We start from the raw sequence: 24997 nt of genomic DNA, 5'->3' as shown, positions 1-24997 counted from the left end.
CATATGACCACTGTGACCAGTGGAGATAAGGGATCATATAGCCAAGCAGATATTCATGCAGAGGCAGATCTGCGCGGCGACGGCGGCAGCGGAGGCTCAGATGATGGCATGACAGCTGCGGCATCAGTATCGCAGTGACGTATGTTTCGGGGTGTTATGGCGCAGGATCGGTTCGAAATCCTGAAATCCGATTCTGTTCATCTTCGCATTGGCGCGCACGGCTCAAACGCTATCGTTATCTGCTGGTGGAGAGGGGGTGAGGGTTTCATCCACGAGCTGATGCGATGTCCGAACGGGGCTAAAAGGAATCGTGGGCCCGGTACCGCCAGTTGTCTGTGTCACGAAACGTAAAGCGCTGAGGTGCCTGCACAGGTGGTATGCGCCTGCAGCAACGCTCCGCTTTCGCTGTATGAGGTGGAGTTGCTAGTGGCCATCGCCGCGCCACTATGTCTGGCCTCAAACGCGGCCGCATGAGGCAAGCCATGCACAAAACGCAGAGCAGGCGGGCGGAGTCTGCGATACTCTTTCTACAACACCATTCCTATATAACCGCTGTCGCCAACAACGACATGCAAGCACGCTTGGGGAATTCGCCCTGACGTACAACATTAGGAATAAAAATATGGCTTTTGCAGCTACTACTCCCCGTGGGTTTCACCCCGTTGCCCGTCTGAACGCCGCCTTCGCGGCACTGAGAGCTGCGCGCAAGCGCCGCGCCGCTTACAATGAAACCGTGAGCGAACTGTCCGCGCTCAGCAACCGCGAACTGATTGATCTGGGCGTAGATCGCCACGACATCCAGCGCGTCGCTTTTGAGCACGTTTATCGCCTCTAAGCGGCGCATCAACGCACATCGCTTTGATTGCATGACGCCTCTGCCTTTGCAGAGGCGTTTTGCGTTTTTTGGGGGGCGGCCGGACGATGCATCGTTGTGTTCACAGGTGTTGGGCAGGGATCGCCCCCTTGATCCATGTGCCCAACCCGCGTATACGCGCCCGGTGGCCTTAGGTGGGTCATAGAATCAACAAGCAAAAAACGCCGTGTTTGACCCGCTTACGCTTCAGGGGTCAGTTCCGGCAAGGAGAAGCGAAATGAAACTTAACGAACTCCGCGACAATCCTGGCGCAACCAAAAAACGCATGCGCGTTGGCCGTGGTCCCGGCTCCGGCAAAGGTAAAATGGGTGGCCGTGGTATCAAAGGTCAGAAGTCGCGTTCGGGTGTCTCGATCAACGGCTACGAAGGTGGCCAGATGCCGCTGTACCAGCGCCTGCCTAAGCGCGGTTTCAACGTACCGAACCCCAAGAAATATGCCGTTCTGAACCTGGGCCTGCTGGGCAAGTTCATCGAAGCCGGCAAGATCGACGTATCTGCACCGATCACCGAAGATGTTCTGGTCGAAAGCGGCCTGATCCGTCGCAAACTGGACGGCATCCGCATCCTCGCCAAAGGCGAGTTCAACGCCAAAGTTGAACTGGATGTGACTGGCGCCTCCAAGTCGGCCATCGAAGCTGTCGAAAAAGCAGGCGGCTCTCTGAAGGTCAAAGGCGCGTAAGTGACGCGTTAACGGGTTGTGAGCGGCGGCTTCGCCGCTTACATATGACCCCAGTTTTCCTAAGAACGCCGCCTGAGCTGGAAAACGCTCCGGGCGGCGTTGTCATATGAAGAGAGACCAACGCATGGTATCTGCTGTAGAACAAATGGCTGCGAACACCAGCTGGTCCGCTTTTGGTAAGGCGACTGAGCTGCGCAACCGCATCCTGTTCACCCTGGGCCTTCTGATCGTTTATCGTCTGGGCACTTTCATTCCCGTTCCCGGCATCGACGGCAACGCACTGCGCGAATTCATGGAAGGCGCGGCAGCTGGTCTGGGGGGCATCCTGTCGATGTTCACCGGCGGTGCGCTGGGTCGGATGGGGATCTTTGCCCTGGGCATTATGCCCTACATCTCTGCCTCGATCATTGTGCAGCTCCTGACCTCGATGGTGCCGGCGCTGGAGCAGTTGAAAAAAGAGGGCGAGCAGGGCCGTAAAAAGATCAACCAATACACCCGCTACGGCACCGTGTTTTTGGCAACTGTGCAGGCCTACGGTCTGGCAGCGGGCCTTTATTCCGGTGATCTGGTGCAGGCGGAATTGGGCTATTGGTTCTTTGTTGCCTCCTGCGTGATCACGCTGGTGGGCGGCACCATGTTCCTGATGTGGCTGGGTGAACAGATCACTCAGCGTGGCATCGGCAACGGTATCTCTTTGATCATCTTTGTTGGCATCATCGCCGAAGTTCCTGCTGCACTGGCCCAGTTCCTGAGCCAAGGCCGTTCGGGCGCCATCAGCCCCGGTGTGATCATCGGTGTGATGGTCATGATGATCGCCACCATCGCTTTTGTTGTGTTCATGGAACGCGCACTGCGCAAGATCCACATCCAGTACCCGCGCCGTCAGGTCGGGATGAAAGTTTATGATGGCGGCTCCAGCCACCTACCGATCAAGGTAAACCCGGCGGGCGTGATCCCGGCGATCTTTGCCTCGTCGCTTCTGCTGCTGCCGACCACGATCTCTACTTTCTCTGGGAACCAGACCGGTCCGATCATGTCTACCATTCTGGCCTATTTTGGCCCTGGTCAGCCGCTCTATCTGTTGTTCTTCGTGGCGATGATCGTGTTCTTTGCGTTCTTCTACACCTTCAACGTTTCGTTCAAACCGGACGAAGTTGCCGACAACCTGAAAAACCAAAACGGTTTCGTGCCGGGCATCCGTCCCGGTAAGAAGACCGCCGAATATCTGGAATACGTCACCACCCGTGTGCTGGTTCTGGGTTCGGCCTATCTGGCAGCTGTGTGTCTGTTGCCGGAAATCCTGCGCAGCCAGTTGGCTATCCCGTTCTACTTCGGGGGCACTTCCGTGCTGATCGTTGTGTCCGTGACCATGGACACTATTCAGCAAGTGCAAAGCCATCTGTTGGCCCACCAATACGAAGGCCTCATTGAAAAATCCCAGCTGCGTGGCAAAGGGAAAAAACGCAACAGGAAGGGACCATCGCGTCGATGAACATTATTCTGCTTGGACCGCCCGGCGCGGGCAAAGGAACTCAGGCCGCGAAACTCGTGGAAGAGCGTAACATGATCCAGCTGTCCACTGGTGACATGCTGCGTGAAGCGCGCTCCAGCGGCACTGAAATGGGCAAGGTTGTGGCCGAGGTGATGGATCGCGGTGGTCTGGTGACCGATGACATCGTGATCGGCCTGATCCGCGAAAAGCTGCAGGGCGACAAAAAGGGTGGTTTCATCTTTGACGGCTTCCCCCGTACCCTGCCGCAGGCGGATGCATTGGCGGAGCTGCTGGAAGAGCAGGGTGAAACCCTTGCTGCGGTTGTTGAAATGCAGGTTGACGATGAAACGCTGGTTGCGCGGATCGTGAACCGCGCTGCCGAAGCGGTTGCTGCTGGTAAAGAGGCGCGTGCTGACGACAATGAGGAAAGCGTGCGTTTCCGTCTGGTCGAATACTACAAAAAGACCGCGCCGCTGATCGGTTACTACTATGCCAAAGGCCTGTCGACTGCGGTAGATGGTCTGAACGACATCGACACCGTGTCCGCAGACATCGCCAAGGTGCTGGACGCCTGATCGGACGGCTGACTGAATAAAAAACCCGGCTTTGCGGTCGGGTTTTTTTACGTCTAAAGAGAGCCTCTAAAGGCTTGCCGCAAGGGAAGTGTTGATTTTCTGACAGGCAAAACCGTGCGTATGCACAAGCTGGGTTGACCTTTGGCAGAATTCCTCCTACCTACGGCCATCCCCTATGGGGAATCGAATTTTTGCGCCGTCTTTTAGGCACCTGCGCAGACCACCTAGATCAGCAAAGGCCCGGTGAAAACACGCCGGGCTTACGTTGTGAAAAAAGGTTCTGGAACTACGGAACCGCAACTGAAAAGGAAAGTGACACGTGGCACGTATCGCCGGCGTTAACATCCCGACCTCTAAACGGGTCCCGATCGCCCTCACCTACATCACTGGCATTGGCCAGACCTCGGCCGAAGCAATCTGCGAAGCTGTAAAAATCGACTTCACCCGTCGCGTCAACGAACTGTCCGACGCCGAAGTGCTGGCCATCCGTGAGCACATCGACGCCAACTACACCGTTGAAGGTGACCTGCGTCGTGAAGTGACCATGAACATCAAGCGCCTGATGGACCTGGGTTGCTACCGTGGCCTGCGCCACCGTCGTAGCCTGCCGGTTCGCGGTCAGCGTACCCACACCAACGCTCGTACCCGTAAGGGCCCGGCAAAACCGATCGCCGGTAAGAAGAAGTAAGGGAGGTAGCTACCAATGGCACGTGATACCCGTCGTGGGGGCAAGAAAAAGGTCTCCAAGAACATCGCAGCTGGCGTTGCACACGTTAACTCCAGCTTCAACAACACCAAGATCCTGATCTCGGACGTACAGGGCAACGCGATCTCGTGGTCGTCTGCCGGTACCATGGGTTTCAAAGGTTCGCGTAAATCGACTCCTTACGCCGCTCAGATGGCTGCAGAGGACGCGGGCAAGAAAGCTCAGGAACACGGTGTTAAGACTCTGGAAGTTGAAGTTCAGGGCCCCGGTTCGGGCCGTGAATCGGCACTGCGCGCACTGGCCGCAATCGGTTTCAACATCACCTCGATCCGTGATGTAACCCCGATCGCACACAACGGCTGCCGCCCGCCGAAACGCCGCCGGGTCTAATCCAGCTTTTAAGACTGGGGCTGTGTCACCGACACGGCCCCAGTATGTCATTTTGAAGCCTCGGGCGTTCTGTCTTTGGGACATGGAGACAGAACAGGAATGGAGGGACGCATGATCCATAAGAACTGGGCAGAATTGATCAAGCCTACCCAGCTTGACGTAAAGCCGGGCAATGACCCGACTCGTCAGGCAACTCTGGTTGCTGAACCGCTGGAGCGCGGTTTTGGTCTGACCTTGGGCAACGCGCTGCGCCGCGTTCTGATGAGCTCGCTGCAAGGCGCGGCCATCACCAGCGTACAGATCGACAACGTTCTGCATGAGTTTTCCAGCGTTGCTGGTGTGCGCGAAGACGTAACCGATGTGGTTCTGAACCTCAAAGGCGTGTCGCTGCGCATGGAAGTCGAAGGCCCCAAGCGCCTGTCGATCAACGCCAAAGGTCCGGCAGTTGTGACCGCTGGTGACATCTCTGACAGTGCTGGCATCGAAATCCTGAACAAAGATCATGTGATCTGCCACCTCGACGATGGTGCAGACCTCTACATGGAGCTGACCGTCAACACCGGCAAAGGCTACGTTCCTGCGGACCGTAACAAGCCGGAAGATGCGCCCATCGGTCTGATGCCGATCGACGCCATCTACTCGCCGGTCAAAAAGGTTTCGTATGACGTTCAGCCGACCCGTGAAGGTCAGGTTCTGGACTATGACAAACTGACCATGAAGGTTGAAACCGACGGTTCGATCACTCCTGAAGATGCCATCGCGTATGCGGCGCGTATTCTGCAGGATCAGCTGTCGATCTTCGTAAACTTCGAAGAGCCCGAGTCGGCTGGCCGTCAGGACGAAGACGACGGTCTGGAGTTCAACCCGCTGCTGCTGAAGAAAGTGGACGAACTGGAACTGTCCGTACGTTCGGCCAACTGCCTGAAGAACGACAACATCGTTTATATCGGCGATCTGATCCAGAAAACCGAAGCGGAAATGCTGCGCACCCCGAACTTCGGCCGCAAATCCTTGAACGAAATCAAGGAAGTGCTGTCGGGTATGGGGCTGCATCTGGGCATGGACGTCGAGGACTGGCCGCCGGACAACATCGAAGATCTGGCGAAGAAGTTCGAAGACGCTTTCTAAGCCATCTAAAATACCGGGGCGGTCCAGTGGGCCGCCCCGTGTACACATGCCCGGAGCTGCCGGGGACTATTCGGGTCGCATGACCCCAAGGTGAGCCAGCGACACGCATCGCCGGCCTGACAAAGCAAAAACGCAAGTTTAGGAGATAGAAAATGCGTCACGCTCGTGGTTACCGCCGTCTGAACCGTACTCATGAACACCGTAAAGCGCTGTTCTCGAACATGGCCGGTTCGCTGATCGAACATGAACAGATCAAGACCACCCTGCCGAAAGCAAAAGAACTGCGCCCGATCATCGAAAAGATGATCACTCTGGCGAAACGTGGCGATCTGCACGCCCGTCGTCAGGCAGCTTCCAAGCTGAAGCAAGACCAGTACGTTACCAAACTGTTTGACGTTCTGGGCCCGCGCTACAAGGACCGTCAGGGCGGCTACGTTCGTATCCTGAAGGCCGGCTTCCGTTACGGTGACATGGCGCCGATGGCGATCATCGAATTCGTTGATCGTGACGTCGACGCCAAAGGCGCTGCTGACAAAGCACGCGTTGCCGCTGCAGAAGCAGCCGTTGACGAATAAGATCCTCGGTCATTCGTGACCGGACCTGCCCCCGCATCAGAAATGGTGCGGGGGTTTTTCTATTTTGTAGCCTGATTTTTTGCGGCCCATTTTGCCATGCGCTTTTTATGAGACCTATATAGCCACGGCGCTGCGATCCTCTCATACCCCCAGCGGGCAAGGGGGCGGATCAGGGGCAGCCGGCCAATGCGCGCGGCAAAACGGTAACGCGGCATCTGGTCCCAAAGGATCACAAAGGCATCAAATCCGACGTAGATCTGCCCCTGATGCAGCACATGCAGCCGCCGCATAGCCTGATCCGATGTGACGCCCCAATCGGTGAGATCGACGGTGTTCAAATCCTCAAAGGCCAAGGGCAACGCGCGCGCATCGGAGTAGGCGGCGTAATGACAAATCTCGGCGTTACAGACGGGACAGTCTGCATTGTAGAGCGTGCGGGTTTCGGGTGTTTCGGTCATGTTGTTTCCTATCTTGCGGATCAGATAGCCCCGATAGCTGGAATGTCATTGCCAAATCTTTGACTTGGCAGCGCCCGAACCGCCTCACGGGGCGGGCGCTCTGCTTCGCCCCTCGGTTCGGACGCGGTGTGCGTAAAAAACAGACATTGTCCCCCCCTTTACAGAATCCCGAATCGTCGCTAGCGTTCTGGCCATGACACATCAGACCGTATTCTTTTGGTATTCCTTCTATCCGCGCCACACGGCGGTCGGAGGGATCTGCGCGTTCTGAGGAAACATTCTAAACGCACCAGAGATACCAGACGAACCGCCCCCCAACGGGCGGTTTTTTCGCATCCGCCGACGGGGGGCCTAACCCAGACACTCTTCAATCTTAGGACACCCGACCATGACATCTGAAACCGCAAATCTGCGCATCACCAATATGATGGAAATGCGCACCCCCGCTGAACTGACCGCCAAACTGCCAATCACCGCGCAGTCCATCCGCACCGTTTTGGACGGGCGCACAGCCGTGCAAAAGGTGCTGCATGGCCATGATGATCGGCTGATTGTCGTTGTTGGCCCCTGTTCGATCCATGACCCAGAGGCGGCGATGGACTATGCCCGCCGCCTGGTCCCTCTGCGCGACGAATTGGGCGAACAGCTAGAGATTGTCATGCGCGTCTACTTTGAAAAACCGCGCACGATTTCCGGCTGGAAGGGGCTGATCAATGATCCCGGCCTTGATGGTACTTTCTGCATTGATGCGGGCCTTGAGGTGGCGCGCCAGTTGCTGCTGGACGTCAATCAACTGGGCCTGCCAGTGGGGACGGAATTCCTCGATGCCTCCGTGCCGCAGTACATTTCCGATCTGGTCAGCTGGGCCGCTATCGGTGCACGCACCACTGAGAGTCAGATCCACCGCGAAATGGCATCGGGCCTCAGCTGTCCTGTCGGGTTCAAAAACGGCACCCGTGGCAATGTGCAGATCGCCATTGATGCCGCCCGTTCGGCGGCGCACCCGCATCATTTCATGGCGCTGGCCAAAAACGGCCGTCCGGCGATTGCGGCGACCAGCGGTAACCCCGACTGCCACATCATTCTGCGCGGTGGGGGCGGCACGAACTATGATGCCACCTCGATCGATGCGGCCTGCCGTATGGCCGAACAGGATGGCATTCGCCCCCATGTGATGATCGACGCCAGCCACGCCAACAGCGGCAAGGATCCGATGAAACAGCCGATGGTTCTGGAAGATATCGCTGGCCAGATGGAGGCAGGCGATCACCGCATCACTGGTGTGATGATGGAGAGCAATATCGTTGCAGGCCGTCAGGATTTGGGCGACGGACCGCTGACCTATGGCCAGTCGATCACGGATGGTTGTCTGGGATGGGAAGACACGGTGACCATGCTACGCCGTCTGGCACAGGCAGTGGAAATCCGCCGCGCTAGCCCGCTGCGCAAAGCGGGCTGAACCCTTCATCAGCCGCAATCGGGATCGGCCCGCCGCGTGCCTTGCATTTACGGCGGGTCGACCGCATATCTTCGGTGACCTGAAGGAGGATCTTTGATGTTGCGTTACGCCGTGCCCATTGTCGCTGCCCTGACCCTTGCGGCGCAGCCGCTCATTGCTGTGGCGGAAACCAAGGTGCCCAGCTCGCAGGCAGAAATTGCGCTCGGCTTTGCGCCTTTGGTGAAACAGGCGGCCCCTGCGGTGGTCAACATCTACGCCAAACGTGTGGTGCAAACCCGCAGCAGCCCATTCAGCAATGATCCCTTCTTTCGCGAGTTTTTCCGTGATTTTGGCGAAACGCGTCCAGAGGTGCAGAACTCCCTCGGGTCGGGTGTGATTCTGTCGGCGGATGGCTATGTGGTGTCGAACTACCATGTTGTTGGCGGCGCCACGGATATTCGCGTGGTGCTGAAGGACCGCCGCGAATTTGCCGCCAAGGTGATGCTGGCGGACCAGGCCAGCGATTTGGCCATCCTGAAGCTGGAGGAGGCGCCGGACATGCCCTTCCTGTCCTTGCGCGACAGCGACGCGGTTGAGGTGGGTGAGCTGGCACTTGCTATCGGCAACCCTTTTGGCATCGGCCAAACCGTCAGCTCAGGCATTGTGTCGGGCCTCGCACGATCTGGCGCGGCCACGGGGGCAGGGCGGGCCTATTTCATTCAGACCGACGCGGCAATCAACCCCGGTAACTCCGGCGGGGCTTTGATTGATATTAATGGTCAGCTGATCGGGGTGAACACCTCGATCCTCACCCGCTCTGGTGGGTCAAACGGGGTGGGCTTTGCCATTCCTGCGGATCTGGTCGAACAGTTCGTGGCGCAGGCGCGTCAGGGCTACGACAGCTTCCTCCGCCCTTGGGCGGGGATGAGCGGGCAAAGCATCGACAATGCCATCGCCGAAACGCTGGGGCTGGACCGTCCCGGTGGCGTCCTGATCTCTGGCCTGCATGCGGCCAGCCCCTTTGCCGCAGCGGGCCTGCAACCCGGTGACGTAGTGCAGATGGTGTCGGGCGGTGAGGTGAACAGCCCGCAGGAAATGATCTACCGCATGTCGGTTGCCGGTATGGGCAGCCGTGTCGCAGTCACCTACTACCGTGATGGCGTTGCGCGCCAAGTGGATGTGGACCTGATCCTGCCACCGGAAGAGCCCGCGCGCGACACAGTCACTCTGTCGGATGCCGACGTTCTGCCGGGGTTGGAACTGTCGCATGTGAACCCTGCGGTGATTGCCCAGTTTGGCCTGCCGCTGGATGCGATGGGCGTGATTGTCGAAGCGACCGGCCCCTACGGCGCGCGTGTCGGCCTGCAACGGGGCGATATCCTGTTGGGCATCAACGGCACGCAGGCCACCACACCGGCAGAGGCGCGCGAAATCCTGTCAGAACTTGGCAGCAGGGTGGCGATCACCGTGCAACGCGGCTTGCAGCGGGTGCAGATCCGGTTCAGAAACTGAGGCATGGCTGACCTCTTTGCATCTGACACCCCATCTGCTGAAACCGCTACCGGAACGGCGCCGCGCCCGCTGGCGGATCGCCTGCGCCCGAAAACGCTGGCAGAGGTGATCGGTCAGCAACAGGTGCTGGGCGACGAGGCACCGCTGGGCGTCATGTTACGATCTGGCAGCCTGTCCTCGCTGATCTTCTGGGGGCCGCCCGGTGTGGGCAAAACCACCATTGCGCGGCTGTTGGCGGATGAAACCGATTTGCATTTCGTGCAGATCAGCGCGATTTTCACCGGCGTGCCAGAACTGCGCAAAGTGTTTGAGGCCGCGAAAATCCGCCGTCAGAACGGGCAGGGCACGCTACTGTTCGTGGATGAGATCCACCGTTTCAACAAGGCCCAACAGGACGGCTTTCTGCCGCATATGGAGGATGGCACCATCCTCCTTGTGGGCGCGACCACCGAAAACCCCAGCTTTGAGCTGAACGCGGCTGTTCTGTCGCGTTCGCAAGTCTTGGTGCTGGAACGCCTGTCGACGGAAGAGTTGGAGAGGCTGACCGCACGGGCGGAAGCGGAATTGGGCCGTGACCTGCCGCTCGATGCAGGGGCGCGGGAGGCATTGCTGGACATGGCCGATGGCGATGGTCGGGCGCTGCTTAATCTGATCGAACAGGTGGCCGCGTGGAAGGTGGTTGATCCGCTTGGCCGCGACGCGCTGGCAAATCGCCTGATGAAACGGGCGGCGAAATACGACAAATCCGGTGAGGAACATTATAACCTCATCTCCGCACTACATAAATCCGTGCGCGGATCAGACCCAGACGCGGCGCTTTATTGGTATGCCCGTATGCTGGAGGGCGGCGAGGATCCCCGCTATCTGGCCCGCCGCCTGCTGCGCATGTCGGTCGAAGATATCGCGCTGGCTGATCCGCAGGCACAGGCGATCTGCATGCATGCGTGGGAAGCGTATGAGCGCCTCGGCTCGCCTGAGGGCGAGCTGGCATTGGCGCAGGCGGTGATCTATCTGGCGCTGGCACCAAAAACCAACGCCGGTTATATGGCCTACAAGGCGGCGCGTCGCGCGGCCAAAAAACACGGATCAGAACCGCCGCCGAAACATATCCTGAATGCCCCCACGCAAATGATGAAGGATCAGGGTTATGGTGCAGGTTATGCCTATGACCATGACGCCGAGGATGGGTTTTCCGGCCAGAACTACTTCCCGGAAACGATGGAGCGTCAGCCGTTTTATCAACCAGTTGAACGCGGTTTTGAACGCGATCTGAAAAAGCGGATGGAGTATTTCGAAAATCTCCGTCGCAAACGAGGCGACTAGGGCTATGCAACGCACGCATGGCGCCAGAGCCTGCTGTAAAACTTGACAATGCAGCGTCCAGCCCGCAGGAGAGGCGCCATGTTTATCACCGCTTTGCATGTGGCCCTTGGCGGGGCAGTGGGCGCTGTTTTGCGTTACCTCTCGGGCGTGGCGATTTTCAAGCTGGTCGGCGCGGGCTTTCCGCTGGGCGTCCTGTTTGTGAATGTGCTGGGGTCTGGTCTTATGGGGATGGCGGTGGTGTTTCTGGGTCAGCGCGGGCTGAGCCACCTCAATCCGGTGCTAATGACCGGTGTTTTGGGCGGCTTTACCACGTTTTCGGCCTTTTCTTTGGAAGCCTACACATTGTTCGAGCGCGGACAGGTGGGGTGGGCGGCGCTGTATGTCGGGGTGTCGGTGGTCTGTTCGCTGGCAGCTTTGATTTTGGGCGTTTACGCAATGCGATGGGTGTTGGCATGAGCCGTGTACAGATGATCACAGTGGGGCCGGGTGACGGCGATCAGCGGCTGGACCGCTGGCTGAAGCGGATGTTCCCGCATGTGTCGCAGATTCGGATCGAAAAGATGTGCCGCAAGGGTGAACTGCGCGTTGACAGTGCGCGGGTGAAGCCCGCAACGCGGCTCGAGGTCGGTCAGAACGTCCGCATCCCGCCTCTGCCCGATGCTTCTGAGCAGCCCAAAGAACCCGCAAAGCCCAAGGTTTCCCCAGCGGATGAGAAGCTGATCCAGTCGACTGTACTCTACCGCGACGATCATATCATCGCGATCAACAAACCCGCTGGTCTGCCGACCCAAGGTGGCAGCAAGCAGAAACGCCATGTCGATGGTCTGGCAGAGGCGTTAAAGTTCGGGTTTGAGGAAAAGCCGCGACTGGTGCACCGCCTTGATAAAGATACCTCCGGTGTTCTGTTGCTGGCGCGTACCCGTCAGGTGGCGCAGGCGCTGACGGCCGCGATTCGCCATAAACAGACGCGCAAGATCTACTGGGCTTTGGTTGCCGGTGTGCCGACGCCCTATCTGGGCGAAGTGAAATACGGGCTGGTGAAGGCGCCGGGGCACGGCCGACAGGGCGAGGGCGAGAAGATGATCTGCGTCCACCCCCGCGAAGTGGATCGCACCGATGGGGCCAAACGCGCGCATACGCTTTATGCGACGCTCTACCGTGTGGCCAGCCGCGCCGCTTGGGTCGCGATGGAACCGGTGACCGGCCGGACCCACCAGCTGCGCGCCCATATGTCCGAGATCGGCCATCCCATTATTGGGGATGGCAAATATGGCGGATCTGGTCAGGAAAATCTTGGCGATGGCTGGGGCGCTCAACTGGGGGGGGTGATTTCCAAGAAGCTGCACCTGCACGCCCGTCAGATGCAGTTTGAACATCCGATCACCGGCAAGGTCACCTCCATTGAGGCGCCGTTGCCTGATCACATGGCGCACAGCTGGGACACGCTGGGCTGGTCCGAGGACCTGATCGAACACGACCCGTTTGAGGGTCTGCGATGAGTGCTGACCTGCGGCTGATCCTCTTTGATGTGGATGGCACGCTGGTGGACAGTCAGGCCCATATACTTGAATCAATGAGACGTGCCTTTCAGGGCGTGGGCGCGGCGCCCCCCAGCCGCGCGGCAACCCTCTCGATCGTTGGCCTGTCGCTGCCCATTGCGGTGGCCGAGCTGGCACCGGATATGACGGCGCAGGATCAGGCTTTGATCGTTGAGGGTTATAAACAGGCCTATATGCAGATCCGCGCTGAACAGGGATCTGCGCAATCCTCGCCCTTTTACCCACATGCCCGCACGGTGCTGGATCAACTGGCAGCGGTGGATCACTATCTGTTGGGGATCGCGACCGGCAAATCGCGTCGCGGCCTTGATGCGCTGCTGGCCGGCCACGGGCTGGAACGTATGTTTCTGACCCAGCAGGTGGCGGACCATCATCCCTCCAAGCCGCATCCCGCGATGATCGAAGCGGCGCTGAGTGAAATGGGACTGACCGCGGGTAACGCGGTGATGATCGGTGACACGGTATTTGACATGGAAATGGCAGGCGCGGCGGGTGTCGCTGCCATTGCAGTCGATTGGGGTTATCATGACGTGGCGCGTCTGGCGCCCTTGGCGGATCAGGTGGTCAGCGATTTCCGCGATCTGCCGGCTGCAATTGAAAAGATCTGGGAGAGTTGAGACATGAGCATCATGAAACCCAAACGGTTCTGGAAAGAGGCCAAAGTTGCCGAGGTTGACGGCGGTTTCCGGGTGGAACTGGACGGGCGGCCCGTGCGGACACCGGCAAAAACGCTGGTGATTCTCCCGACTCGCGCTTTGGCAGAGGCGATCGCGCAGGAATGGGAGGCCCAAGAGGGCGAAGTGGACCCCGCAAATATGCCGTTCACCCGTACCGCCAACTCTGCGCTGGACAAGGTGGCAACGCAGCACGATGAGGTTGCGGCGATGTTGGCGGAATACGGCGGCACGGATCTGCTGTGTTATCGCGCTACGTCTCCAGCAGAACTGATCGACCGTCAGGCGGCGCTCTGGGATCCAATGCTGGATTGGGCGGATCAGACTTTCGGTGCCCGTCTGGCAACCAGTGGAGGTATCATGCATGTGGCGCAGGATGCGGTATCCCTAGCCAAATTGGCTAAAAATGTGCACAAAATGGACAACTTTCAGCTGGCGGCCTTCCATGATCTGGTCGGCATTTCCGGCTCTCTCGTTCTTGCCTTTGCTGCCGCGTTCAACCAGCAGGAGATCGCCGCGATTTGGGATCTGTCCCGTGTCGATGAGACCTGGCAGGAAGAGCAGTGGGGCGCCGATGATGAGGCCACAGAACAGGCGGCCAAGAAGCGCGCGGAGTTCCTACACGCCAAGGCATTTTTCGACCTGTGCCAACCCTTTGATGTAGGTATTGATTAATAGGCAAATACCGACGTCTTCTGTGAAAGAACCGACAATGCTTCGGTTTTTGTGAACTGCGTCTTGACCTTTAGCGATGAATTCGCCCAATGTTTTGGAATTGCCGGGCAATGTCTCGGCTTTATCGCCCACGGTTCTGGCCTAAGTGTTATCAATGCTAAGACTACGGACCGAAGCATAACCGCCCAAAGCAGGGCGGATAATCAGGAAGAGGTAAACATGAAAAAATCCGTATTTCTTGGCGCGCTGACCGTTGCTGGTCTGGCCGCTGGTGCAGCGGCTGCTGGTACGCTTGACGACGTCAAAGCGCGCGGCAAGCTGAACTGCGGCGTGACCACCGGTCTGGTTGGCTTCGCTGCCCCCGACGCAAACGGCAACTGGGAAGGCTTCGACGTTGGTATGTGCCGCGCTGTAGCTGCCGCTGTTCTGGGTGATCCGGCCGCCGTGGAATTCGTACCGACCACCGGTAAAACCCGCTTTACCGCTCTGGCGTCGGGTGAAATCGACATGCTGGCGCGTAACACCACATGGACTTTCTCGCGCGATGTCGACCTGAAGTTTGAATTCGTTGGTGTGAACTACTACGATGGTCAGGGCTTCATGGTTCCCAAAGAGCTGGGTGTATCCTCGGCCAAGGAGCTGGACGGCGCGACTGTTTGTATCCAGACCGGCACCACCACCGAGCTGAACCTGGCGGACTTCTTCCGTTCCAACAACATCAGCTATGAGCCTGTTCCGGTAGAAACCAACGCAGAATCGCAGCAGCAGTACCTGTCCGGCGCCTGTGACGTTTACACCACCGACGCCTCGGGTCTGGCCGCAACCCGCGCCACCTTCGAAGCACCGGGTGAGCACGTTGTTCTGCCCGAAATCATCTCCAAAGAGCCGCTGGGCCCGCTGGTCCGTCATGGCGACAACGAGTGGGGCGATGTTGTTCGCTGGACTTTGAATGCGCTGATCTCCGCTGAAGAGCTGGGCGTGACCTCCGCCAACGTAGCAGAGCTGGCAGCAGGCACCGACGTTCCTGAAACCAACCGTCTGCTGGGTTCCGAAGGCACCCTGGGCGCGATGCTGGGTCTGGACGCAGACTGGGCGAAGAAAGCCATCATGGCAGGCGGCAACTACGGCGAACTGTTCGAAAAGAACATCGGCGAAGCAACCCCGATCGCTCTGTCGCGTGGCTTGAACGCATCCTACAAGGACGGTGGTCTGCTGTACTCGCCGCCGTTCCGCTAAATACATCTAACGTTAAAGGGCGCGGCGCAAGCTGCGCCCTTTGACCTACTGACAGGTAAAAAGTTCGACCAAAAGGCCGGCAAAACGGCTATAAAATAACAAGGTCGACAGACGGGGAATTCCCAAATGACAACTCTCACCGACCCTCCCAAGGCGTCGTTTCGGCTATCTATGCTGATTTATGACACCCGGTATCGTTCGCTGACTTTTCAGGCGATCGCTGCCATTATGCTTGCGCTGTGCATCTGGTTTCTGGGCAACAACCTGATCCAGAACCTGCGCGCTGCGGGCCTCAACATCTCTTATGGTTTCCTCGGCGACCCGGCTGGTTATGACATCAACCAGCGGCTTGTCGAATACGACAGCCAATCCTCCCACGCCAAAGCGGCGCTGGTCGGGATCCTGAACACCCTGCTGGTGGCCGTCTTGGCATGTATCACGGCCACCGTATTTGGCGTGATTGCGGGTGTTTTGCGCCTGTCGAACAACTGGCTGGTGTCCAAACTGATGGCCGTCTACGTCGAGATCTTCCGGAATATTCCGGTGCTGATCTGGATCATCATCATCTTCACCATCATGACCGCTGTGATGCCGGCTCCGCGTGATTTCCGCGGTGATGACGCCACTGCAGGCATGGTGCTGGACCTCTTTGCCTTCACCAATCGCGGCGTCTACATCCCGATGCCCTATTTCCAGAACGGTATCTTTGCCAATGCGGCGATGAACTGGATTCTGGTGCTGGCCGGTTTTGTCCTGTCGCTGGTGATCACCCGCCAGATCACATCCCGCGCCAACGCCAAGCAAGAGGCAACCGGCGTGCGCCCGCGCACCCTGCTGCCCATTTTGGCTGCGTGGTTTGTGCCCTTCGCCGTGCTGATGCTGGTGATGGGGCTGACCTTTGAAGTGCCGGCGCTGAAAGGCTTCAACTTCAAAGGCGGCATCAAGGTCGGTGGCCCGCTGATTGCCCTGTGGTTCGCCCTGTCGATCTATACCGGTGCCTTCATTGCGGAAAACGTGCGTGCTGGTATTCAGGCTATTAACAAAGGCCAGACCGAAGCCGCCGCTGCATTGGGGCTGCGCTCGGGTCGGATCATGAATTTGGTGGTCCTGCCGCAGGCGCTGCGGGTGATCATCCCGCCGCTGATTTCGCAGTTCCTCAATATCACCAAGAACTCTTCGCTGGCGATCGCCGTGGGCTATGCGGATATCACCGCAACGCTGGGCGGGATCACCCTGAACCAGACAGGTCGCGCGATTGAATGTGTTCTGCTGTTGATGCTGTTCTATCTGACCGCATCGCTGCTGATCTCGATGGCGATGAACTTCTACAACGCATCCGTGAAGCTGAAGGAGCGCTGAGACATGGCAACACCGAAAGATTCGATTGCCTTCGTCGCCGAAGGCACACTGCCGCAGCTGGATCCGCCCGCAAACTCCGTGGGTCCGGTTAAATGGCTGCGTGAGAACTTGTTCTCCACCCCCGCCAACACATTGCTGACCGTTGCGTCCTTCTATGTGATCTACATGATCCTCGGGCAGGTTCTGCCTTGGGTGATGAATGGTCTGTGGACCACCGGCAGCCTGTCGGAATGTCGCGAAATCCTGCAGGGTGAAACCGGCGCTTGTTTCTCGGTCCTGACCGAACGCTGGCACCAGTTGCTCTATGGTTTCAAATATCCGGCATCGGAATACTGGCGCCCGAACCTTGCTGTGGTTCTGTTGCTGGTTGCCGCTGCGCCGGTACTGTTCTTTGACTTGCCGCGCAAGTTGCTGATCTTCACCGCGCTTTACCCGTTTATTGCCTACTGGCTGATCTGGGGCGGAACGATCCTGGCGCCTGTCGTGGGCCTCTTGGGTTTCGTCGGTGCCGGGCTGGTGTTCCGCACCCTTGGGCGTGACAACTTCGCTCTTGGCTTCATCGGTGCCATTGGTGCCGCGCTGGTGGTGTGGTACGTGGGCGGGGCGCTGATCCCTGAGGGCGCATCGGATAATGCTGTGCTGCAGGCGGTGCCCAGCCGTGACCTTGGCGGGTTCATGCTGAACCTAATGCTGGGCGTCACCTGTGTGTCGCTGTCGCTGCCCTTGGGTATCGCGCTGGCACTGGGGCGTCAGTCCAACATGCCGCTGATCAAAGGCATCTGTGTGGTCTTCATCGAGTTCGTGCGCGGCGTGCCGCTGATCACGCTGCTCTTTGTCGCCTCGGTGATGTTGTCTTACTTCTTCCCACCAGATAGCACGGTGGACCTGTTCCTGCGCGTTGTGATCATGATCACCCTGTTCTCCTCGGCCTATATCGCCGAAGTGATCCGGGGCGGTCTGGCCGCATTACCGAAAGGGCAGTACGAAGCGGCAGACAGCCTTGGCCTGGCCTATCCCGAAGCGATGCGTCTGATTATCCTGCCGCAAGCATTGAAAATCTCGATCCCCGGTATCGTGAATGTGGCCGTTGGCCTGTTCAAAGACACCACACTGGTTTCGGTGATCTCGATGTTTGATCTGGTCGGTATGATCCGCGGCCCAATTTTGGCGTCCACCGAATGGAACGGCGTCTACTGGGAACTGCTGGGCTTTGCCGCGCTTTTGTTCTTTGTCGTCTGCTACGGCATCTCTCAATACTCACAGTGGCTCGAGCGTCGCCTCGCCACCGATCACCGTTAAGGAGTTCAACATATGTCTGAACTGGCAATCGACCGCGCAATTGACCGCACCAAAATGCAAGTCTCGGATGAGGTCGCAATCGACATCACCGGGATGAACAAATGGTACGGTGCGTTCCATGTGCTGCGCGACATCAACCTGACCGTCAATCAGGGTGAACGTATCGTTATCGCAGGCCCCTCGGGGTCGGGTAAATCGACCCTGATCCGCTGCCTGAACGCGCTGGAGGAACACCAGCAGGGCAAGATCATCGTTGATGGTACAGAACTGTCCAATGACCTGAAAAACATCGACAAGATCCGGTCCGAGGTTGGCATGGTGTTTCAGCACTTCAACCTGTTCCCGCATCTGACCATTTTGGAAAACTGTACGCTGGCCCCGATTTGGGTGCGTAAAACGCCCAAGAAAGAGGCCGAAGAGCGTGCAATGCACTTCCTTGAGAAGGTGAAAATCCCCGATCAGGCGAACAAATATCCCGGTCAGCTGTCTGGTGGTCAGCAGCAGCGTGTGGCGATTGCGCGTTCGCTCTGCATGATGCCGCGTATCATGCTGTTTGATGAACCCACCTCGGCGCTGGACCCAGAGATGATCAAAGAGGTGCTCGACACCATGATCGAACTGGCCGAAGAGGGTATGACCATGCTGTGTGTGACCCACGAAATGGGCTTTGCCCGTCAGGTGGCAAACCGGGTAATCTTTATGGATCAGGGGCAAATCGTGGAACAGAACGAACCGGAAGAGTTCTTCAACAACCCCAAGAGCGAGCGGACCAAGCTGTTCCTCAGCCAGATCTTGGGCCACTAAGAAAACCTCTGATACGATACAGAAACGGCGCCCCAAGAGGGCGCCGTTTTGCTGTTCTGGCGTTAGAAAAGCGGCTGGGAATTTGGGGCAAATTCCAAGGCGCTTAGATCAATCGCCGCGGAATGGTGAAATCAAGCACCATGCCTGTCTGCGGTCGCACCCCGGCCCAAGCATCTGCCTCAAACCCAAACACCGTTGTGGCGCAGGTGGGGTAGGGGGCAAACCCATCATCACGCGGATCCGCCGCCGCCAATTGCTGCGCCAGATCGCCAATGCCGGGGTTGTGCCCCAGCATCAAAACCGTCTGCGCGTCACGCAGCTGCCGCAACACCTCTAGCATCTGCAAGGCAGGCGAGAGGTAGAGGGACCGCATCATCCGTACCTCGGCGGTCATCCCCAACCGCTCCCACGTTGCCTGAGTGCGGACAGAATCCGAGCTGAGCACAAGGTCCGGAAGATGCCGTCTCTCACGCAGCCAATCCCCCATCGCCGTGGCCGAGGCACGACCGCGTTTGTTCAGCGGACGCTGATGATCGCTTAGCGTGGGATCATCCCAATCGGATTTGGCGTGGCGCATAAGGATCAGTTTCAGGCTCATAGAAAGGCCTCCATATGAAAGGCACTGTGATCCGCGTTCCGTGGATAACGGGCGCTGATCGGGCAGGCGCGGCGGGCCAGGCACCCCCGCATACAAACCTTGCCAGCCGCACTGCTGATATGGGCCTTGCAGGCAGAAACATCATAGATCCCACTGTCAAAGGCACCAACAGGGCAGGTGCTGCGGCAGGGTTGGTCTGCACAGCTGTCACAGGGGCACAGCGGTACCTTCTTCGGGATCTCTAACCGCTGGGGCAGCCCCAGCGCGCCGCGATAGGACACCAGCAGCCCCGCTGTATCATGCACCAACAGATTGATCGGGGAGGGCCAAGCCCGCCCTGTCGCCAGCGCCCATTGATAAAACGGCTGATAGGGTGGCCCGCCGAATGGATAAAACGCCTGGCCGTCAAATTGCGTCGCCAGATCAGTGATCATCCGGGTGGACCAGCGATCCATCGGATCGGGCAGGCCATCACCATACTCTGCCGTATGGACGAACTGTGGCCAAAACCCCGGCTCCTTTGGACCTAGCAGGATCAGCGTTTCCACCCCTGCCAGATCATTGGGGTAGAGCGCCCCCATAATAACAAGATGCCGCCCGGAGGCGGCATCTTCGATATCAGACCAGCTGATCAAACGTCCTCGGCTTCATCACCGCGGATCATTGATCCGGCGCCGTGTTCGGTGAACAGCTCCAACAGGCAGGCATTGGGCACCCGCCCGTCCTGAATAACGACCGCGCGCACGCCATCTTCTACCGCCTTAAGCGCGGTTTCGGTTTTCGGGATCATGCCGCCAGCGATGGTACCATCGGCGATCATGTCGCGCACCTGTGTGGTGCTCAGCTGGGTGACAACCGCCCCGTCAGCGCCTTTGACACCCTCCACGTCGGTGAGCAGCAGCAGGCGATCGGCCTGCAGCGCACCCGCGATGGCACCGGCGGCGGTGTCACCGTTGACGTTATAGGTCTCATTGCCCTCACGGCCTGCGCCGACGGGGGCGATCACCGGAATCATTCCGGCATCATACAGATCACGCACCACCTGCACGTTCATCTGGGCGGGACGCCCGACGAAACCCAGCTCTGGATCATCCACATCACAGATCATCAGCCCGTCATCTTTGCCGGAAATACCAATGGCGCGGCCACCTTCATGGTTGATCGCCTGCACGATACGCTTGTTGACCATCCCAGCCAGCACCATTTCGACGACCTCAACCGTGGCCTTATCGGTCACCCGCTTACCGCGCACCCAATCGCTTTCGATGTTCAGCTTGGCCAGCATTTCATTGATCATTGGGCCGCCGCCATGCACGATCACAGGATTCACGCCCACTTGTCGCATCAGAACCATGTCGCGGGCAAATTCGGCCATCGCCTCATCATTGCCCATGGCGTTGCCGCCAAATTTCACGACCACCACCGCGCCGGTGAAGCGCTGCAGGTAGGGGAGGGCCTCGGACAGGGTCCGGGCCGTTGCAATCCAATCGCGATCCATGTTCTGCTTCTTCATTGTGAACGTCTTATCTCTAACTAACCTAAACGGTGTTATCCGCTCAGCGGGCTGCTGCCAACCCCGCGATCTGCTGTGACTGCGGCGCCGGGTCCGGTTGCGCCCGCTGGTGGGGATGCTACGCTGACCGCAAAAGGTGGCTAGAGAGAGTGGCAGAGATGAGTGATACAGGCGACAGACGTAAAACCCTGCTGTTGACTGGCGCCAGTCGCGGTATCGGCCACGCCACCGTGCGTCGGTTCAACAAAGCGGGCTGGCGGGTGATCACCTGTTCCCGTGCGCCCTTTCCAGCGGAATGCCCCTGGGGTGGAGGGGCGGAAAACCACATCCAGATCGACCTGTCTGACCCTGCCGATACCATCAACAAGGTTGAAGAAATCCGCGACCGTCTGGACGGCAAGTTGGATGCATTGGTCAACAACGCGGGCATCTCACCCAAAACCCCCGAAGGCGGGCGGCTCAATACCATTGACACTGATCTGATGACGTGGGGGCAGGTGTTCCATGTGAACTTCTTTGCCTCTGTTGTGCTGGCCCGTGGCCTGCGCGAAGAACTGGCAGCGACTAAAGGCGCTGTTGTCAATGTGACCTCCATCGCAGGCTACCGCGTGCATCCCTTCGCCGGTGCCGCCTATGCCACGTCCAAGGCCGCGCTGACCGCGCTGACACGTGAAATGGCACATGACTTCGGCCCGATGGGCGTGCGGGTCAACGCGATTGCACCGGGTGAGATTGAGACCGCGATCCTGTCACCGGGCACTGAAAAACTGGTTGAGGATATTCCGCTGCGCCGTTTGGGGCAGACCGAAGAGGTGGCAAACACCATCTATTTCCTCTGTACTGATGCGTCGTCCTACATCACCGGCACAGAGATTGAGGTGAACGGCGGCCAACACGTCTGAGGCCGCCGTTAATGTGTCTTAGATCAGCGTCGCAATGGTGCTGCGCAGCGTCTCGATCCCATCGCCTTTTTCGGATGAGGTGACGATCAGTTCAGGAAAAGCGGCGGGGTGTTTCGCCAGCCTCTCACGCACCTGATCCAGAATGCGTTCACGATCCTTGGCCTTCACCTTGTCTTCCTTGGTCAATACGCACTGGAAGGTCACGGCGGAGCTGTCCAACAGGCTCATAATCTCCTCATCCACGGGTTTCACCCCATGGCGATGATCGACCAGCACAAAGGCACGGCGCAGGTTCTGACGGCCGGACAGATACTGTTTCAGCAGCCGCTGCCATTTTTCCACCACCGCCAGCGGCGCGTTGGCAAAACCATAGCCGGGCAGGTCGACCAGATAATGTTCTTCACCCGCGGTGAAAAAGTTGATTTCCTGCGTACGGCCCGGCGTGTTTGACGCGCGCGCTAGACCCTTGCGGCCGGTGAGTGCGTTGATCAGGCTGGATTTCCCGACGTTCGAACGACCGGCAAAGCAGACTTCGATCCGGTCCGCCTCTGGCAGGCCGTTCATTGCGACCACGCCCTTGAGGAAGTCGGTTTCACCGGCAAACAGCAGGCGGCCCTTTTCGCGGGTGATTTGATCCGGCGCTTCGGCCAGTGGGAAGGGGAGTTGCATCAAAGTACCTCAAAGCGGTCGCCAAGCGCGATCTCGCCATCATTCAGAACCTCGGCACGGATGCCGAAATCAGTGTGCCCCTGACTGTCACGGATCGCCTTCAGCGTGGTCTGATCGCGTTCACCAGTTTCGGGGTTTGTTTCCGTGGCGCGGCAGCGCTGGATGCGGTCAATCACCTTCAGTCGCACGTCGCCAATCCGCAGCTCACGGCCCATCAGATCCAGTTCGGACCATGCCGTTAGCCCGTCAACCCACAGGTTGCCACGAAATCGGCGCTGATCCAGATCGGCACCCAGAGTTTGGCCCAGATCGGTCAGCGATGAGGTGGACAGAATCGATACAGCGGAAAAATCCGCGTCGGCCATGCCGCCGGCTGGGGCCTTGATCAGGGTATGCGGCGCGGCGCGTTCCGCAGGATAGATCGGTTTGATCCACTCCACCACCTTGGCACCGTCCAGATCTGGGTTCACCGTCAGATCATCCAGCTTCGGATGGGTCAGCGTGATCAGATCACCATCACTGCGAGCGGTGACCGCCATCAGTTCTGGGCCGTAACAGCCGCGGGCGAAATACCGGCAGCTCTGCCATGCGCCAGTGTCCACTGCATCGCCCGTCAACACGCCATAGGCCCGATCCAACGGAACAGGCCCGCCTCGTGAGAGACGGACCTTGGAGAGAGGCTCGGCCCCGATGCCTTTGATCGGGTGCCGCCAAAGATTTGCGACTGTTGCGCTCATTCTTTTGCCTTTTCCTTTCGCTTGAAGCTCGACTTGATGTTGCCGAACACGTCCGGTTTGTAACCGTGGCTGCGCATGATCAGATACTGCTGGGTAAAGGTGATCATGTTGTTGGTGATCCAGTAGAGGACCAGACCGGAGGCAAAGCCGCCGAGCATGAACATAAACACCCAAGGCATCCATGCAAAGATCATCTGCTGTGTCGGATCCGTGGGCGCCGGGTTCAGTTTTTGCTGCAACCACATGGAGATACCCAGCAGGATCGGCAGAATGCCCAAGCTGATGATTGCCAGAATGGAACCGGGTTCTGGCGGGGTAAAGGCCAGCAGACCAAACAGGTTCAGGATTGAGCTGGGATCGGGTGCCGACAGATCGGTGATCCAGCTGACCCAAGGAGCGTGGCGCAACTCAAGCGTGACGAAGATCACCTTGTAGAGCGAGAAGAAGATCGGGATCTGGATCAGGATCGGCAGACAGCCTGCCGCCGGATTGACCTTTTCCTTCTTATACAGCTCCATCATCGCTTGCTGCATCTTCTGGCGGTCATCGCCCGCCTTTTCCTTCAACGCTTCCATCTGTGGCTGCAGTTCCTTCATCTTCGCCATCGATGCATAGGATTTATACGCCAGTGGGAAGACGAGGATTTTGATCACCACGGTCAGACCGATGATGGCCCAGCCCATGTTGCCGATCATGGCGTTCAGCGTGTGCAGCAGCCAGAAGATCGGTTTGGTGAAGAAGAAGAACCAGCCCCAGTCGATCGAATCGAGGAAGCCGGGCACGCCTGCGTTGTTTTCATAGGCGCGGATTGCCTCCCATTCCTTCGCGCCTGCAAACAGACGGGTGGAGGCTGTTACGGTTGCGCCGGGGGCCAGCGTTTGGGTCGGTTGTACCGCTTCGGTCTGGTAAACGTCGCTGCGTTCGTCATATTTACGCACAGACTTAAAGCCCGCTTCGGGGATCAGGGTGGCCATCCAGTAATGATCGGTGAAACCGGTCCAGCCGGCTTCCGACACTTGGGTCACTTCGGCACGTGATCCTTCGCGGGCGTCGAAGTCCAGATCGGCTACGTCGTCATAATCCACCTCTGCCAACTCGCCGTCGGCCATAGAAATCAGGCCTTCGTGCAGGATGAAGAAGTTTTTCATCTCTTCCGGCTCACCGTGGCGGGCAATCACACCATAGGGCGCCAGCGACACGGTTGTGGCCCCGCTGTTCGTGACGCTCTGGGTGATCTGGAACATGTAGTTCTCATCAATCGCCATTTCGCGGGTGAAGATGAGGCCAGCGCCGTTGTCCCAGGTCAGGGTCACAGGGCTATCTGCGGTCAGCACGTCATTGCCGTTGACCGACCAGATGGTGTTGGCGCCGGGCACCTGATCGATGGCCAGCCCCTGACCGGGCGCCCAGCCGAACAGGGTGTAATAAGGCTGCGCGCTGTCGATGGGTGACAGCATGCTGACGATGTCAGAGTCTGCGTCCAGCGTTTCGCGGTAGTCCTTCAGCGCCAGCGTGTCGATACGGCCACCTTTGAGAGAGATGGAGCCGTTAACCCGTGCGGTCTCAATTGCCAGACGTGGGGCATCGGTGGTTTCCACCTCTGTCGCGACAGCGGCGGCGGTGTTGGCGGCGGCAGCTGCAACGGGGGCGCTGGCCTCAGCCGTCACTGCGGCGTTGGGGTCGGTTGCGGTCTGTTCCGGCGGGGGGAACATGACAAACCAAACCAGAATTACGACAAAGCTGAGTGCTGTTGCCAAAAGAAGGTTTTTGTTCTGATCGTCCATCGGGGGTGCGTGCCTGTCCTTGGAATTCTTAGCCGCTG

General features: G+C 58.6%; 27 protein-coding genes. 20 read left to right on the top strand and 7 right to left on the bottom strand.

Annotation, left to right across the window (positions count from 1 at the left end):
• The first annotated feature begins 622 nt into the window (after nucleotides 1-622).
• The 8 genes from MHM86_RS07970 (at nucleotide 623) to rplQ (ending at nucleotide 6419) form a co-directional block, all read left to right on the top strand.
• The gene (locus tag MHM86_RS07970; protein WP_239197708.1) at nucleotides 623-835 is read left to right on the top strand and encodes a DUF1127 domain-containing protein; all 213 of its coding nucleotides are present in this window, start codon (nucleotides 623-625) and stop codon (nucleotides 833-835) included.
• A gap of 256 nt (nucleotides 836-1091) precedes the next feature.
• Nucleotides 1092-1553, top strand: coding sequence for a 50S ribosomal protein L15 (gene rplO, locus MHM86_RS07965; RefSeq protein ID WP_239197706.1), 462 nt, complete (start codon nucleotides 1092-1094; stop codon nucleotides 1551-1553).
• Between the two features lie 124 nt (nucleotides 1554-1677).
• Complete coding sequence (gene secY, locus MHM86_RS07960; protein WP_239197704.1) at nucleotides 1678-3045, top strand: preprotein translocase subunit SecY; 1368 nt, start codon at nucleotides 1678-1680, stop codon at nucleotides 3043-3045.
• A complete protein-coding gene (locus MHM86_RS07955) occupies nucleotides 3042-3620 on the top strand; it encodes an adenylate kinase (protein WP_239197702.1) in 579 nt (192 codons plus the stop codon). The genes secY and MHM86_RS07955 overlap by 4 nt, the downstream gene beginning before the upstream one ends.
• A gap of 319 nt (nucleotides 3621-3939) precedes the next feature.
• A complete protein-coding gene (gene rpsM, locus MHM86_RS07950) occupies nucleotides 3940-4308 on the top strand; it encodes a 30S ribosomal protein S13 (protein ID WP_239197700.1) in 369 nt (122 codons plus the stop codon).
• 15 nt (nucleotides 4309-4323) lie between these two features.
• Nucleotides 4324-4716 carry a 30S ribosomal protein S11 gene (rpsK, locus tag MHM86_RS07945; RefSeq protein ID WP_058245136.1) on the top strand — a complete coding sequence of 131 codons (393 nt, stop codon included), beginning with the start codon at nucleotides 4324-4326 and terminating at the stop codon, nucleotides 4714-4716.
• A 111-nt stretch (nucleotides 4717-4827) separates the two neighbouring features.
• Nucleotides 4828-5844: a DNA-directed RNA polymerase subunit alpha gene (locus MHM86_RS07940; RefSeq protein WP_239197698.1), complete on the top strand. Its 1017-nt coding sequence runs from the start codon at nucleotides 4828-4830 to the stop codon at nucleotides 5842-5844.
• 152 nt (nucleotides 5845-5996) lie between these two features.
• Nucleotides 5997-6419, top strand: coding sequence for a 50S ribosomal protein L17 (rplQ, locus tag MHM86_RS07935; RefSeq protein WP_239197696.1), 423 nt, complete (start codon nucleotides 5997-5999; stop codon nucleotides 6417-6419).
• 59 nt (nucleotides 6420-6478) lie between these two features.
• Here rplQ and MHM86_RS07930 read toward each other — a convergent pair whose 3' ends face one another.
• Entirely contained in the window at nucleotides 6479-6877 is a 399-nt protein-coding gene (locus tag MHM86_RS07930; RefSeq protein ID WP_239197694.1) for a thiol-disulfide oxidoreductase DCC family protein, read from the bottom strand.
• A gap of 388 nt (nucleotides 6878-7265) precedes the next feature.
• On the opposite strand from MHM86_RS07930, the gene MHM86_RS07925 reads away from it, so the two are divergent.
• From MHM86_RS07925 to MHM86_RS07875, 11 genes are all read left to right on the top strand, one after another.
• Nucleotides 7266-8336: a 3-deoxy-7-phosphoheptulonate synthase gene (locus tag MHM86_RS07925; RefSeq protein WP_239197692.1), complete on the top strand. Its 1071-nt coding sequence runs from the start codon at nucleotides 7266-7268 to the stop codon at nucleotides 8334-8336.
• A gap of 96 nt (nucleotides 8337-8432) precedes the next feature.
• Nucleotides 8433-9827, top strand: coding sequence for a trypsin-like peptidase domain-containing protein (locus tag MHM86_RS07920; RefSeq protein ID WP_239197690.1), 1395 nt, complete (start codon nucleotides 8433-8435; stop codon nucleotides 9825-9827).
• 3 nt (nucleotides 9828-9830) lie between these two features.
• Nucleotides 9831-11150, top strand: coding sequence for a replication-associated recombination protein A (locus MHM86_RS07915; RefSeq protein ID WP_239197688.1), 1320 nt, complete (start codon nucleotides 9831-9833; stop codon nucleotides 11148-11150).
• A gap of 78 nt (nucleotides 11151-11228) precedes the next feature.
• Nucleotides 11229-11606, top strand: a complete 378-nt coding sequence (gene crcB / locus MHM86_RS07910; protein ID WP_239197686.1) for a fluoride efflux transporter CrcB — start codon at nucleotides 11229-11231, stop codon at nucleotides 11604-11606.
• A complete protein-coding gene (locus MHM86_RS07905; RefSeq protein ID WP_239197684.1) occupies nucleotides 11603-12649 on the top strand; it encodes an RluA family pseudouridine synthase in 1047 nt (348 codons plus the stop codon). Before crcB ends, MHM86_RS07905 begins: the two co-directional genes overlap by 4 nt.
• Nucleotides 12646-13326, top strand: a complete 681-nt coding sequence (locus tag MHM86_RS07900; protein WP_239197682.1) for an HAD-IA family hydrolase — start codon at nucleotides 12646-12648, stop codon at nucleotides 13324-13326. The genes MHM86_RS07905 and MHM86_RS07900 overlap by 4 nt, the downstream gene beginning before the upstream one ends.
• A 3-nt stretch (nucleotides 13327-13329) precedes the next feature.
• Nucleotides 13330-14058, top strand: coding sequence for an ATP12 family chaperone protein (locus MHM86_RS07895; RefSeq protein WP_239197680.1), 729 nt, complete (start codon nucleotides 13330-13332; stop codon nucleotides 14056-14058).
• 219 nt (nucleotides 14059-14277) lie between these two features.
• The gene (locus MHM86_RS07890; RefSeq protein ID WP_239197678.1) at nucleotides 14278-15294 is read left to right on the top strand and encodes an amino acid ABC transporter substrate-binding protein; all 1017 of its coding nucleotides are present in this window, start codon (nucleotides 14278-14280) and stop codon (nucleotides 15292-15294) included.
• Nucleotides 15295-15420: 126 nt separating this feature from the next.
• Complete coding sequence (locus MHM86_RS07885; RefSeq protein ID WP_239197676.1) at nucleotides 15421-16653, top strand: amino acid ABC transporter permease; 1233 nt, start codon at nucleotides 15421-15423, stop codon at nucleotides 16651-16653.
• Between the two features lie 3 nt (nucleotides 16654-16656).
• The gene (locus MHM86_RS07880; RefSeq protein ID WP_239197674.1) at nucleotides 16657-17952 is read left to right on the top strand and encodes an amino acid ABC transporter permease; all 1296 of its coding nucleotides are present in this window, start codon (nucleotides 16657-16659) and stop codon (nucleotides 17950-17952) included.
• Between the two features lie 12 nt (nucleotides 17953-17964).
• Nucleotides 17965-18756, top strand: coding sequence for an amino acid ABC transporter ATP-binding protein (locus MHM86_RS07875; RefSeq protein ID WP_304651011.1), 792 nt, complete (start codon nucleotides 17965-17967; stop codon nucleotides 18754-18756).
• Between the two features lie 103 nt (nucleotides 18757-18859).
• Here MHM86_RS07875 and MHM86_RS07870 read toward each other — a convergent pair whose 3' ends face one another.
• Genes MHM86_RS07870 through argB form a run of 3 tightly spaced genes read right to left on the bottom strand, consistent with a single transcriptional unit; the run spans nucleotide 18860 to nucleotide 20867 of the window.
• Nucleotides 18860-19354 (bottom strand): histidine phosphatase family protein, encoded by a 495-nt coding sequence (locus tag MHM86_RS07870; protein ID WP_239197672.1) that lies wholly within the window; start codon nucleotides 19352-19354, stop codon nucleotides 18860-18862.
• Nucleotides 19351-19989: a ferredoxin gene (locus MHM86_RS07865; RefSeq protein ID WP_255723095.1), complete on the bottom strand. Its 639-nt coding sequence runs from the start codon at nucleotides 19987-19989 to the stop codon at nucleotides 19351-19353. Before MHM86_RS07865 ends, MHM86_RS07870 begins: the two co-directional genes overlap by 4 nt.
• Complete coding sequence (argB, locus tag MHM86_RS07860) at nucleotides 19986-20867, bottom strand: acetylglutamate kinase (RefSeq protein ID WP_239197670.1); 882 nt, start codon at nucleotides 20865-20867, stop codon at nucleotides 19986-19988. Before argB ends, MHM86_RS07865 begins: the two co-directional genes overlap by 4 nt.
• 158 nt (nucleotides 20868-21025) lie before the next feature.
• Between argB and MHM86_RS07855 the strand changes: the two genes are divergently transcribed.
• Nucleotides 21026-21769 carry an SDR family NAD(P)-dependent oxidoreductase gene (locus MHM86_RS07855; RefSeq protein WP_239197668.1) on the top strand — a complete coding sequence of 248 codons (744 nt, stop codon included), beginning with the start codon at nucleotides 21026-21028 and terminating at the stop codon, nucleotides 21767-21769.
• A gap of 18 nt (nucleotides 21770-21787) precedes the next feature.
• Here the strand turns inward: MHM86_RS07855 and yihA are convergent, their stop codons facing one another.
• Genes yihA through yidC form a run of 3 tightly spaced genes read right to left on the bottom strand, consistent with a single transcriptional unit; the run spans nucleotide 21788 to nucleotide 24959 of the window.
• A complete protein-coding gene (gene yihA / locus MHM86_RS07850; protein ID WP_239197666.1) occupies nucleotides 21788-22438 on the bottom strand; it encodes a ribosome biogenesis GTP-binding protein YihA/YsxC in 651 nt (216 codons plus the stop codon).
• A complete protein-coding gene (locus MHM86_RS07845; protein ID WP_239197664.1) occupies nucleotides 22438-23175 on the bottom strand; it encodes an MOSC domain-containing protein in 738 nt (245 codons plus the stop codon). The genes yihA and MHM86_RS07845 overlap by 1 nt, the downstream gene beginning before the upstream one ends.
• Entirely contained in the window at nucleotides 23172-24959 is a 1788-nt protein-coding gene (gene yidC, locus MHM86_RS07840; RefSeq protein WP_239197662.1) for a membrane protein insertase YidC, read from the bottom strand. The genes MHM86_RS07845 and yidC overlap by 4 nt, the downstream gene beginning before the upstream one ends.
• Nucleotides 24960-24997 lie beyond the last annotated feature (38 nt).

It is taken from the genome of Thalassobius sp. Cn5-15 (assembly GCF_022347685.1).
Taxonomy (GTDB): domain Bacteria; phylum Pseudomonadota; class Alphaproteobacteria; order Rhodobacterales; family Rhodobacteraceae; genus Thalassobius.
The sequence above is the reverse complement of the archived record's forward strand: the minus strand, read 5'-3'. Positions and strand labels throughout refer to the sequence as shown.